Origin of the sequence: Streptomyces sp. NPDC048331 (genome assembly GCF_043201215.1) — a bacterium.
Classification (GTDB): Bacteria; Actinomycetota; Actinomycetes; order Streptomycetales; family Streptomycetaceae; genus Streptomyces.
This window is the reverse complement of the sequence record NZ_JBICYT010000002.1, coordinates 175,332-186,467: the sequence shown is the minus strand read 5'-3', so window position 1 is coordinate 186,467 and position 11,136 is coordinate 175,332. Positions and strand designations below refer to the sequence as shown.

At 69.5% G+C, this 11,136-nt stretch carries 12 protein-coding genes; 7 read left to right on the top strand and 5 right to left on the bottom strand.

The window, feature by feature from the left end:
* Window positions 1–164 precede the first annotated feature (164 nt).
* The 3 genes from ACGFYY_RS04375 (at window position 165) to ACGFYY_RS04365 (ending at window position 2,751) form a co-directional block, all read left to right on the top strand.
* Window positions 165–329, top strand: coding sequence for a hypothetical protein (locus ACGFYY_RS04375; RefSeq protein WP_393707013.1), 165 nt, complete (start codon window positions 165–167; stop codon window positions 327–329).
* Between the two features lie 158 nt (window positions 330–487).
* Complete coding sequence (locus ACGFYY_RS04370; protein ID WP_393707012.1) at window positions 488–1,753, top strand: helix-turn-helix domain-containing protein; 1,266 nt, start codon at window positions 488–490, stop codon at window positions 1,751–1,753.
* Window positions 1,754–1,764: 11 nt separating this feature from the next.
* A complete protein-coding gene (locus tag ACGFYY_RS04365) occupies window positions 1,765–2,751 on the top strand; it encodes a LysR family transcriptional regulator (RefSeq protein ID WP_393707011.1) in 987 nt (328 codons plus the stop codon).
* A gap of 47 nt (window positions 2,752–2,798) precedes the next feature.
* Here the strand turns inward: ACGFYY_RS04365 and ACGFYY_RS04360 are convergent, their stop codons facing one another.
* Window positions 2,799–3,644, bottom strand: a complete 846-nt coding sequence (locus ACGFYY_RS04360; protein WP_393707009.1) for an NAD(P)-dependent oxidoreductase — start codon at window positions 3,642–3,644, stop codon at window positions 2,799–2,801.
* 250 nt (window positions 3,645–3,894) lie between these two features.
* Here ACGFYY_RS04360 and ACGFYY_RS04355 point away from each other — a divergent pair, with 250 nt between their 5' ends.
* Together ACGFYY_RS04355 and ACGFYY_RS04350 are read left to right on the top strand one after the other, a co-directional pair.
* On the top strand, window positions 3,895–4,722 hold the full coding sequence (locus ACGFYY_RS04355) for a nucleoside-diphosphate kinase (protein ID WP_393707008.1): 828 nt from the start codon (window positions 3,895–3,897) through the stop codon (window positions 4,720–4,722).
* A 95-nt stretch (window positions 4,723–4,817) separates the two neighbouring features.
* Window positions 4,818–5,626, top strand: a protein-coding gene (locus ACGFYY_RS04350) for an IS5 family transposase (RefSeq protein WP_393707007.1) whose coding sequence is annotated in 2 segments (ribosomal slippage) — window positions 4,818–5,166 and window positions 5,166–5,626 — 810 coding nt in all. Because the reading frame shifts where the segments join, the coding sequence is not laid out codon by codon here.
* Here ACGFYY_RS04350 and ACGFYY_RS04345 read toward each other — a convergent pair.
* From ACGFYY_RS04345 to ACGFYY_RS04335, 3 genes are all read right to left on the bottom strand, one after another.
* Window positions 5,605–7,227, bottom strand: a complete 1,623-nt coding sequence (locus ACGFYY_RS04345) for an ISL3 family transposase (protein WP_393707006.1) — start codon at window positions 7,225–7,227, stop codon at window positions 5,605–5,607. The genes ACGFYY_RS04350 and ACGFYY_RS04345 overlap by 22 nt on opposite strands.
* Before the next feature lie 345 nt (window positions 7,228–7,572).
* Entirely contained in the window at window positions 7,573–8,049 is a 477-nt protein-coding gene (locus tag ACGFYY_RS04340) for an STAS domain-containing protein (protein WP_393707005.1), read from the bottom strand.
* A gap of 69 nt (window positions 8,050–8,118) precedes the next feature.
* Window positions 8,119–8,466 (bottom strand): MarR family transcriptional regulator, encoded by a 348-nt coding sequence (locus tag ACGFYY_RS04335; protein ID WP_393707004.1) that lies wholly within the window; start codon window positions 8,464–8,466, stop codon window positions 8,119–8,121.
* A gap of 106 nt (window positions 8,467–8,572) precedes the next feature.
* On the opposite strand from ACGFYY_RS04335, the gene ACGFYY_RS04330 reads away from it, so the two are divergent.
* Entirely contained in the window at window positions 8,573–8,770 is a 198-nt protein-coding gene (locus ACGFYY_RS04330; protein WP_393707003.1) for a hypothetical protein, read from the top strand.
* A 35-nt stretch (window positions 8,771–8,805) separates the two neighbouring features.
* On the opposite strand, the gene ACGFYY_RS04325 is transcribed toward ACGFYY_RS04330, so the two are convergent.
* Window positions 8,806–9,096 (bottom strand): DUF1622 domain-containing protein, encoded by a 291-nt coding sequence (locus tag ACGFYY_RS04325; RefSeq protein WP_393707002.1) that lies wholly within the window; start codon window positions 9,094–9,096, stop codon window positions 8,806–8,808.
* A gap of 232 nt (window positions 9,097–9,328) precedes the next feature.
* Between ACGFYY_RS04325 and ACGFYY_RS04320 the strand changes: the two genes are divergently transcribed.
* Window positions 9,329–11,110: an N-acetylglutaminylglutamine amidotransferase gene (locus ACGFYY_RS04320; protein ID WP_393707001.1), complete on the top strand. Its 1,782-nt coding sequence runs from the start codon at window positions 9,329–9,331 to the stop codon at window positions 11,108–11,110.
* The last annotated feature ends 26 nt before the right edge of the window (window positions 11,111–11,136 follow it).

Sequence of the window (11,136 nt, the reverse complement as noted above, 5' to 3'; positions counted from 1 at the left end):
CGTCATCACGGCGTCTCGGCGGTGAACGCTAGGTCGGTGTTGCCAAATTTGTCAATGATCGATTTGCCGTTGACAAAATTAGTCAACATTCCTAGGTTTGAGCCACCCCGACCGGCGGCAACCGAGTCGGGTCGGGGGTTGGGACACACAAGGGGGCGGTTCAAATGATCAAGGTCACACGCAACTACGTCGGAGCGGGCGCGGTCGGGGCATTCCTGCTGATCGCGCTCGTGACAGGAGCCGGCTTCGGGCACTCGGAGAAGGTGGAGGACGGTGTCGTCGCGGTGGGGGCCGCGGCGCCCGTCGTTCCGAAGATCGACTGGCCGTAATCGAGCCACGCTCACCGACCCACGATGCCCGGTGGCGCTCACGTGCCACCGGGCTCTCGCTTTGCTCGGGGTTGCAGGGATTTTGACTTTTTGGCAACGTTGGCAGCGAGCTAGGCAAGTTCTCCGCTGAGAGCTTGTCGCACCAGTAGTAAGCGAGGGTGGTCACAATTCTGGAGCAGCCACTGTTCGGGCAACGCGTCCGCGAACTCCGAACCGCCCACGGCCTGTCCCAGGCCGCCCTCGCCGAGCCGGGGATGTCCACCAGCTACCTCTCACGGCTGGAGTCCGGGTCCAGACCCCCGACGCCGAAAGCCGTGGCCTACCTGGCCGAGCGGCTCGACGTGCCCCGGTCGGCGTTCGACAGCGCGTCGTCCACCGCGGTGACACAGCTGCTCGCCCGGGGCATCTCCGCCGCCGACGGCGGCGCCGGGGAGAAGATCCTCGACGTGCTCAACAGCGCCGCCGAAGCCGGCACGGAGGTCGACACGGCCCTGCAGTGGCAGATGCTGTGGATGCTCGCCTCCGCACCCTCTCCCAGCACCGAACCGGCCGCCGAGGAGGAGACCCTGCAGCGCCTCGTCCGGCTGAGCGACGAGATGGGCCTACCCGAGCTGCAGCTACGCTCCCGGGTCAAGCTGGCCCGCTTCCACCGCCTGTCCGGCTCTCCCGAGCGGGGCAGCGCCAGGGCGGAGGAGGCCGTGTCCTTCGGCCGTGCACCCGGAGTGTCCGCGAGCGATCTCTGTCGCGCGCTCCTCGCGGCGGTCTCCGCCGAGGCCGAGTCCGGTCGGCTCACCCTGGCCCGGGAACACGTCGACGAGCTGTGCGAGCTGGTCGAGGCCCATCCGGAGCTGCCGTCCTCGCTCGCCGCCGAGGCCCGGTGGTCGGCCGCGAGCGTCCGGGTGCGCCAAGGCGAGCACGAGGCGGCCCGCGACCACCTGGAAACCGCCATGCGGGATCTCGACAGTCACGACGACATCCTGCTGTGGACCCGGCTGCGGATCGCCGCGGCCTCGCTGTACCTGCAGATGGCCCCGCGCCTGACCGACCGGGCGGCCGCCGGTCTCGCCGAGGCCAAGGTGCCCATCGGCCTCGTGGGCACGCGCCTGCACGAGCAGGAGTACCGGGTCGTCGCCGCACAACTCGCCTTCCACACCGGAGACTTCCCGGAAGCCGAACGGTTGTGCGTCGAGCTGGCCGGCGAACCCAGCCTGTTGTCCTACCGCGACGGCGTACGTCTGGAGATGCTTCGGATACGCCTCAGGCACCAGTCCGGCGCCGTCCGCGAAGCGGTGGACGAGATGACCTCCCTCGCCACCCGGCTGCAGGACTCCTCCAACACCGACCTGACCGCCGAGGCCTGGCGGAACCTGGCAGAGGCGCTCACCACCCCCGCCGACCAGAGCAACCCGTCGCAGGCACGATGAGGACGAAGTCGATGCGCCCCGAGGTGCTGCCGCCCACAGCCCTCCAGGCCTTCGTCACCGTGACCGCCCACGGGTCCTTCACGGCCGCGGCGGCCGACAGTGGGTACACCCAGTCGGCGATCTCCCGCCAGATCACCACGCTGGAGGATCTCTGCGGTGTCAAGCTCTTCGTCCGCGGGGCGCGGGGGGTGCGGCTCACCACCGCCGGCGAGATGCTGCTGCCCCATGCGCGGTCCGTACTGGACGAACTGGCGGCGGCCGGACGGGCGCTGAACGCCGCGCGGCGCTTCGAAACCGGATCGCTGAGGGTGGGTGCCTTCCCCACCGCCAACGCCACCCTGATCCCACAGGCCCTGACACGCTTCCGTGCGGCGTACCCGAAGATCCCGGTGGATCTGTGCGAGGGCACCAGCGAACGGCTGCTGCCCATGCTGGAGTCCGGGGAGATCGACATCGCCGTACTCAGCAGCCACAAGCGGCGGCTGCCCGAACCGGTCGTCCGCCACCACGCGGCCCGGTTGCTGGACGATCCACTGATGGTGGCCCTACCGAGCTGCCACCGACTGGCCGAGCGGCCCCAAGCGGCGTGGGCGGAGCTGGCGGACAGCGACTGGATCGTGGGAGACACCCCCGAGGCGCTGGACGCTCTGAGAGCCCTGTGCGAGAGCGCGGGGTTCGCCCCGCGCAGCACCCTGCGGGTCAGTGAGTGGATCGCCAAGCTCCGGCTGGTGGCGGCGGGGCTGGGCATCACCCTCGTGCCCGGGCTCGCACTCGACGCGGTGCCCGACGGGGTGACCGTGCTGCCGCTCGCGCCGGCGCCGCCCGTACGCCAGGTGTACGCCGTGCTGTCGGAGCAGGCGCGTTCCGCACCGGCGGCGCGCGCGTTGCTGGCGGAGCTGCGCGCGGCCGGGCAGGCCCGCTCGTCGGCATCGGCCCGGGGGGCATCGGCCCACGCCGGGCCGCCGATTCACGGGCTACCGGTTCGCGGCAGCGCGTAGGCCGGGGTGCCCCGTTCCCGCGTACGGGCCCGGGAGGCGACCGGTCGTCAGCCGCGGATGTGCTGCACCACGCGGCTGAAGTCGCTCTCCGCCAGGCCGTCGGCGACGGCGGCGGCCAACGCGCGCTGGGCGGCGGCCGTGACCCCGTCGGTGACGGCACCGGCCTCCAGTGCCAGGCGCAGGTCCTTCTCGGCGAGCCCGAGACCGAACAGGGTGGGTGTCTCCGGATCGGCGAGCCGCTGCTTCACACGGGTGGCCAGGGGGCCCACGGCCGTGACGGCCAGCGCGTCCAGGGCGTCGTCCGTGTCGACCCCGAGCCGGTCGGCCAGCCGCAGCGCCTCGCCCATGGCCGCGAACGCGGACACCATCATGCCGTTGACCACGATCTTCAGCGCGGCTCCGGCGCCCGGGGCGCCGACGTGCCTGACGGTGCCGAGGTGCTCCAGGACCTCCTTGACGGCTACCGCGTCCTCGTCCGACGCGCCGAGGAAGATGGTGAGCTTGCCCGCCTCGGCCTGCGGGAGACTGCCCTGGACGGGAGCGTCCAACAGTCGTGTCCCCTCAGGCAGCTCGGAGCGCAGCAGCGCCGTGGCGGCCGGACCGATGGTCGACATGTCGACGATGAGCGTGCCCCGGCGCAGCGTCGAGGCCGCCCCATCCGTGCCGAGGAGCACCTCGCGCACGGCGTGCGGGTCGGACAACATGCTGACGACCACGTCGGCGTCGGCCACGGCCGCGGCGGGGGTGACCGCCTCACGGGCGCCGGCCGCCACGAGCACGTCGGCCTTGCCCGGAGTCCGGTTCCAGACGGTGAGTTCGTGACCCGCCTCCAGCAGTCGCCGCGCCATCAGCGCGCCCATGCGTCCGAGACCGAGAAAAGCAACAGATGTCATGGAGCCACGGTAGAGAACCGATGCCCCCGCGACCAGCGACGATTGCGCACCACCGCCATGCGCACCGCGCATGGGCCGCCTCCGGCGAAGTTGCGGCGTCGGGGGCTGACTTCGACACCTGGCTTTGTTCACGAGAACCGGGTCTGGCTCAATTTCCGTGAAACAGCCACGCAGAGTTACGAATTGGCTTGGCCTGGGCTCCAGGTACAGTCGGAGCGCCCGTGAGATCGTGCTCGCACAGGAGTCTTCCTTGCTCGAACCGGACCGCTTCGCCCTTCTCATAGTCAAGCCAGACGGAGTGGCCCAGCACCTCACTCGGCTCATCTCCCTCTGGACACGCGACCGGGGCTACCAGCTGCACGGGTTCCGGGAGCTGATCCTGAGCCCGGAACACCAGCTCATCCTCGACATGGACACCCACGCCGGAGGCCGGATCGATCGGCAGCTGAGCGAGGTGTTTTACGGTTTGGGACCGGCGCACGCCTTGCTCCTGCAGCGGGAGGGCAGCCGGTCCTCGGACGAGGGGTCGGCTGCAGCCGAGCTCGCGGGCCGTTTCATAGGGGATGCCCTTCCCCACGGGGCCCGACCGGGCACTCTACGCGGAGATTTCGGGGCCCTGAACCCCGTCTTCAACCTGGTTCACGCAACCAACAGCACCGACAACCTCGACCGGGACGCCCGGGCCCTCTTCGACCGCCCTCTCATTGACCTCCTGGGACTGAACGGTGCCAGACCGGATGGAATAGCCCAGACCCCGCACCTACTGTGCCCGTTCAAACTGTGGAGCACTGTGGCGGACGTCCTGGCCACCTGGCTGGGACCGGAGGTGGTGCGGCCCATCGACTGGCCTGCCGACTCCCACGGCCCGTCCCACCCAGCGGTCGGCGCCGCCCTGATGGCCTGTGCCCGCGCCGCACAGCGGGCCGGAGGCGAGAATGGTGAAGTGCTGACGGGAGTGCTGGACGGGAACACTTCCTACGAGCAGTTCGCCCGCCAGGTTCCGACGGTGGACACATGGCGCGGATACCTCGCATACACGACGCTGCGTCACTTGACGATGTGCGCCGACACTCAGTGAGCCTTGACCGCTGCTGGCCGCGGTGTCTGCGGTACAGCGACGTCCAGTCACGCTAAGACGTCATCTCATTTGGCTTTGCGGGTAGGCTGTCGGTCATGGTGGGGATCGTTGAACGGCTGGTGCCGGACGAGCTGTGGGAGCTGTTCCAACGGGTGGTGCCGGAGGCGCCGTCGCGGCCCCAAGGCGGTGGACGGCGTCGGCACGGTGACCGTGAAGTACTGGCCGCGATCGTCTTCGTGGCGATGTCGGGCTGTACCTGGCAGCAGCTGCCCACGGCATCGTTCGGCCCCTCGGGGGCGACGGCCCATCGGCGGTTCTCCGAATGGAGCAAGGCCCGGGTGTGGGCCAAGCTCCACCGCCTGGTCCTCGACGAACTCGGCGCCCGCGGCGAGCTCGACTGGTCCCGCTGCGCGATCGACTCGGTGAACATGAGGGCCTTGAAAAGGGGGACCTGACAGGTCCGAATCCTGTCGACCGGGGCAAGTTCGGGTCGAAGATCCACTTGATCACCGAGCGGACCGGTCTGCCCCTGTCCGTCGCAATCTCGGGCGCCAACCTGCACGACAGCCAGGCTCTCGAGCCCCTCGTCCGCGGCATACCACCCATCCGCTCACACCGCGGACGCCGACGGCGCAAGCCCGGCAAGCTGCACGCGGACAAGGGCTACGACTACGCCCACCTGCGACGATGGTTACGCGGACGCGGCATCAAACACCGCATCGCCCGCAGAGGCATCGAGTCCTCTGCGCGGCTCGGCCGCCACAGATGGGTCATCGAAAGGACCATGTCCTGGCTCGCCGGCTGCCGACGACTACACCGCCGCTACGAACGCAAGGCCGAGCACTTCCTCGCCTTCACCAGCCTCGCCTGCACCCTCATCTGCTACCGCAGACTCGCCAAATGAGATGACTCTAATAGGACGCGCTTGCGAAGGAGCTGGAAGCCTGCGCGGCCGAACATCTGGCGCTTGAGCATCTTGATCCGGTTGACGTGGCCTTCGACGACGCCTGAGCTCCAAGGCAAGGTGAGGCCGGCGATGACTGCATCGCGGTCACGGTCGATGCCTGCGGCGAGGGTGTGGAGGCCGGGGAGGTCGTCTTGCCGGACGGCATCGAGCCACTGCGGCAGCCGTTCGCCCTGGCGCTCGGTGAGCATCTGCCCGAAGGAGCGGACGTGGCCGGTGAGGGCGTCCAGTTCAGGGCAGTGGACCAGCACGGCCTTGAGCCGTATGTGCTCCGTCTCGTTGAGGGTCTCCGGCCGGCGGAGGATCCATCCGGTGACGACCCGGGGTGACGGTGGCCGAGCTGTGACGGGGCCTGGCGAGAGTCGCTTCTCCCGGAAATAGGCGCGAACCCGCTGGTAGCTGCCCTGATAGCCGAGCGGCACGATTTCCTCCCACACGCTCCAGGCGTTCGTGCAGCCCTGGTTCCAGCGGTCATCCAGGTAGGGCTTGAAGGCGTCGAGTTTGGATGGCCGGCCCTGCCACTGCCCGTGGAACAGTTCCTCGGGGGTGGCTGCGTCGGCCAAGAGCTTGACGGTGCGGGAGGTCATCCGGAGTTGGCGGCCGATCGCCCTCCGGCTGAGCCCGGCGGCCAGCAGTTCGTGGACGGTTGCGTGGTTCATGCGGGGGCGGTCAGCGAAGCGGTGTCCCCTCGGCCAGGGCGAGCCGGAGGGGTCTTCGAACGTCTCCGGACCGGGGGCAGGCTGGGTAGGGTCTGGCGCCAGGACTTGCAGGCAACCGCGGTGGTCCGCGACGCACCGCTCTGCAGCCTCGCTCAGGTTGTGCCAAAGATGCCACCTGTCCGCGACCTGCACCGCCTGCGGCGCCCTGGCCGTGGCACCTTCGGCGAAGAATGGAGCCCGACCACGGCAGACCACCTCCACCCCGGGCCGTTTCGCGAGCCAAGCGGCCAGGCTGGACGCCTCCCGGTCGGGCAGCAGGTCCACTGGACGCCGGCTTTCGACGTCGACCAGGACGGTCTCGTAGTGGCGGCCTTTGCGGGTCGCGTACTCATCGACGCCAACTACCCGCGGGGCTGGAACTTCGGGGTCGGGCAACGCTTCGACCAGCCTGAGCACCGTACTCCGGCTGACAGACACGCCGAAGACTCTCGCCATGCGAGCACTGGCCCTGCCTGCGAGCGCGAGGCCCACCGCGGCCAGCGTCGACCGCAGGCGCTCAGTCCGCCGGCCGTACCGACGAGTCAAACCCGCCAGTTGTTCGGCGAAGGTCCGCCGCCCGCACGAGATTACTGGGCAGAGGAACCGGCGGACCCGTAAACAGAGAGCGACCCGCCTGCCTCCGCTGGGCACATCAGCGGGAAACCGCAGGTAGGAGCTGTGAATCCGCCTTGACCAGGCCCCACACTCGGGACAGATGGCCCCAGCCACCGTGCTTCGGGCCTCGATGTGAACCGCCTCGTCGTTCACGGCCACGGACAGCACCACCACGTCGGATATCGACGGGAACAGCAACTTCTCCAGCCGGAGCACCACTTCTTCCACGGGCCGAACTGTCAGCCACACCACACCCCGTACGGATCAATTCCGGGCATCTTCCCGCAGACCCGCTCGCCCGACGATCGTCACTCAGAGTGCACGCTCCACGGAAAGTGTGCCAGAACCCCTTCTCGTGGACAAAGCCACCATGGAATAGGTGGAGGCGTTACCGGACGGCCCAGAAGTCAAGATGGGTGTCTCGCTGTCCCACCCCAAGACCCCCGGGCCGAACTCTCCGTCGACACGCTCCAGGCCCTGGCCGCCCTCGGCCACCTGACCTCAGCCACGCCGCTCGGTGGAGAAGGACACACCCCGACCTCGCCCCATCCCTCTCGCCACCTCACCTCACCGTCAAGGTTCGTCGTCATAGGCGATGGCGGGGTCGATGGTGTGGGGCGGATGGAAAGCGGGCCCTGCTGGGTCGCTGCCGGTGACGGAGCGGTGGCCGCCTGGGTGTTCCGCCGGGTGGGTGGGCGGGTTGTGGATGGTGAAGAGGGCGGTCGTACCGGTCAGGGCGAGCAGCCGGGTGAGCTGTCGGCGGGGCCCGTGGAGGACGAGGGTCTTGCCCGTGTCGGTGGCGGTGCGGTGGAGGTCGAGGAGCAGGTGAAGGCCGGCGCTGTCGCAGAAGAGCAGAGCCGACAGGTCGAGGTCGAGCCCGGTCGTACTGGCATCGAGGGCCTCGTCGAGAGCGGCCCGCACATCGTTGTGGTTGTCCGCGTCGATCTCGCCGCTGACCTGGGCCCGCGTTCGTCGTGGTCCGGGGCGGACGGCGACGACGACCGCGGATACGGCTTCGCGTGGGTCGCGTTCGCGGTCGGAGTGGGTCATGGCCTCGCTCCCTTCAGCGATCGGAACGACTCGTGAGGGCCGACCGCAGGGCGTCGGCGAGTCGTGGGGTCAGGGTCGTGGGACGGTTTCCGGGACGGGCTGCCCAGCCATCGGTCGCGAGGGCTCGAGATCGGCGAGGAGCCTGATCAGGTGGCCGATCTCGTGCGGTCCCTCGGCGGGGTGGCGGAAGAGGGTGCCGTCGGTGACTTGGTAGTGGTTGCGGCGGCCGTGGCGGGCGCGGGTGAGATAGCCGGCGCTCTCCAGATCGGTGATCACGGAACGGACGGCGCGTTCGGTGATCTGGCAGGCCGCCGCCATGTCACGCATCCGCACCTCCGGGTCTCGCAGGAGCATCGCGAGGATCCGGGCGTGGTTGGTGACGAAGGTCCAGCTGGTCCGTGACTCGACCGATTCCATGTCCCGAATTATAGGACGCGAGATTCCGGTTTCTCCAGACCTGGATGACAACGGCCCCCACCGTGCGGATCGTGGAAGAAGATCAGACCTGGAGTTCCGGGGCGCGGTGCGCGCTGTGCTCGTCGACGCCGACTTCGTCGGACCGACGACGAGCAGGCCCGGACGGCCCGGAGCGGCGCCCACCCCCACCACCGTGCCGGGCACGTGGCTCCACGACACGGGCCACTCGCTCCAGGCCGGTCCGCGCGGGCCGGTGCTGCTGCGGGACCACCACCTGCGCGAGGTGCCCTGCCGGAGGCTTTGAGACGCGGCCGGACGATGTCTGGCGGGTCCGGGCCGTCAGGGGGCCGTGGTCTGCCGCAGGGGCTGGTTCTCGTCGCGTTCGATCTCGGCGCGCTCCTGCGCGATCTCGCGAGTGAGGAAGAAGTCGAGGACGGTGCGGATGGCGGCCACGGCCGCCGACCGGCCGATCTCGGCGAAGCTGGGGGCGACAGCCGTGCGCAGGACATCGGCCGCCGGCTGGAACTCCAGTCCCAGGACAAGGAAGCGGCCCGGAAGCGGCGGTGATCGGTGTGGTAGCGGAGAGCGGCACTCGGCGCCGACGAGGGCACCCCACGGTGCGCGCGGCACCGGCGGCGGCACACGGTGAGGGGCGCCGCTCCCACGCCGAGTGAGCGGACGCCGGCTTGAAAGACCCAGGTGCGGGCAGGTGCGGGACATGTCGATCGCCCGTTCGAGCCGGTTCGCACGTGCCGGCCGAGCCGGCACAGGAGTGCAGAAGCATGGTGTATGCGACCTGGCCCGCCGACCGGAGTGGGTTCTCCCGGGCGTCCCGAGGCGCCGAAGCGTGGGGAGGTGCCTCATGTGCGGCCTGAGTGGAGAGGTGCGGTTCGACGGAAGGCGCCCCGACCTCGCTTCGATCGAACGAATGACCGACGCAATGGAGTCGCGGGGGCCCGACGGCAGAGGGATCTGGTCGCAGGCGGCGGTCGCCTTGGGCCATCGGCGCTTGCAGATCATCGACCTGTCGCAGCGCGGCGCCCAGCCCATGGTCGACACGAAGCTCGGCCTCACAGTGGTCTTCAACGGCTGCCTGTACAACCACCGCGAGCTGCGCGCCCGGCTCGAGAGGCTCGGGTACCGCTTCTTCTCCGACTCCGACACCGAGGTCGTCGTCAAGGCGTACGCGGAATGGGGACCGGAATGCGTCGAATTCTTCGTGGGCATGTTCGCCTTCGCCGTCGCCGAGCACCACACGGGCCGTGTCGTCCTGGGCCGTGACCGGCTGGGAATCAAGCCGCTCTACGTCACCGAGGACGCCGACCGCCTACGCTTCGCCTCCTCGCTGCCCGCCCTGCTGGCGGGCGGGGGAGTGGACACGTCCATCGACCCGGTGGCCCTTCACCAGTACCTGAGCTGGCACGGCACGGTGGTCGCACCCCGCACGGTACTGGCGGGCGTACGGAAGGTGCCGCCGGCCACCGTCCGCGTCGTCGACTCCGACGGCACCAGCCACGACCACTGCTACTGGCAGCCCTCCTACACCAGGCGGTCCGAACTCGGGGACGATCCGGTGCTCTGGCGCGAAGCCGTGCACGAAGCGCTGCGTACGGCAGTGCGCAGGCGTACGGTCGCCGACGTTCCCGTGGGGGTGCTCCTGTCCGGCGGACTGGACTCCAGCCTGATGGTGGCCATGCTCGCGGAGGAGGGACACGAGGACGTACCGACCTTCGCCATGGGCTTCGAGGAGGAGAACGGTGAGGAAGGCGACGAGTTCTTCTATTCGGACCTCGTCGCTCGCCGGTTCTCGACCGACCACCACCAGTTCCTGATTCCCTCCGACCGGCTACCCGCAGCCCTGGAGGCCGCGATCGGCGCCATGAGCGAGCCCATGGTCAGTCACGACGCCGTGGCGTTCCACATGCTCTCCGAACAGGTCTCGAAGCAGGTCAAGGTCGTCCTGTGCGGTCAAGGCGCGGACGAGGTCTTCGCCGGATACCACTGGTATCCGCAGATCGCCCGCGCCACCCGGGCCACAGCCGACGACGCCTACGCCCGTGCCTACTTCGACCGGTCCCACGGCGACCTCAGCGCCATGATCCACCCGGACCTCGCCGTCGGCCACGACACGTCCACCGACTTCGTACGACGTCACATGGCCACCCCGGGAGCCGATACCGCCCTCGACGCCGCCCTGCGCATGGACGTCCACGCGCTGATGCCCGACGACCCGGTCAAGCGCGTGGACAACATGACGATGGCGTGGGGACTGGAGGCCAGGGTGCCGTTCCTGGACCAGGACCTCGTGGAGCTGGCAGCGGCATGTCCACCGGGGTTGAAGCTGGCGCAGGGCGGCAAGGCCGTGCTCAAGGACGTCGGGCGCGCGGTACTGCCCCGCGAGGTCGTCGACCGTCCCAAGGGCTACTTCCCCGTCCCGGCGGTGCGCAACATGGCCCGACCCGTGCTGGCCCGGGTGCGGCACGCCCTCACGGCTCCCGAGGCGCGCCGGCGTGGGATCTTCGACGAGCGCCTCGTGGACGAGATGCTCGCGGCGCCCAACCGCCACCGCGCCAGACGCGGGGCCAACACTCTGTGGCAGGTGGCGACGCTGGAGATCTGGCTCCAGGCGCACGGCATCGGGTGAAACGACGGGACCGAGTGGTGGGAACA

Coding starts and splice junctions, on each gene's coding strand:
- ACGFYY_RS04375 (WP_393707013.1), top strand. CDS start 165: ATGATCAAGGTCACACGCAACTACGTCGGAGCGGGCGCGGTCGGGGCA.
- ACGFYY_RS04360 (WP_393707009.1), bottom strand. CDS start 3,644: ATGACATCTGTTGCTTTTCTCGGTCTCGGACGCATGGGCGCGCTGATG.
- ACGFYY_RS04335 (WP_393707004.1), bottom strand. CDS start 8,466: ATGGAATCGGTCGAGTCACGGACCAGCTGGACCTTCGTCACCAACCAC.
- ACGFYY_RS04365 (WP_393707011.1), top strand. CDS start 1,765: ATGCGCCCCGAGGTGCTGCCGCCCACAGCCCTCCAGGCCTTCGTCACC.
- ACGFYY_RS04320 (WP_393707001.1), top strand. CDS start 9,329: ATGTGCGGCCTGAGTGGAGAGGTGCGGTTCGACGGAAGGCGCCCCGAC.
- ACGFYY_RS04340 (WP_393707005.1), bottom strand. CDS start 8,049: ATGACCCACTCCGACCGCGAACGCGACCCACGCGAAGCCGTATCCGCG.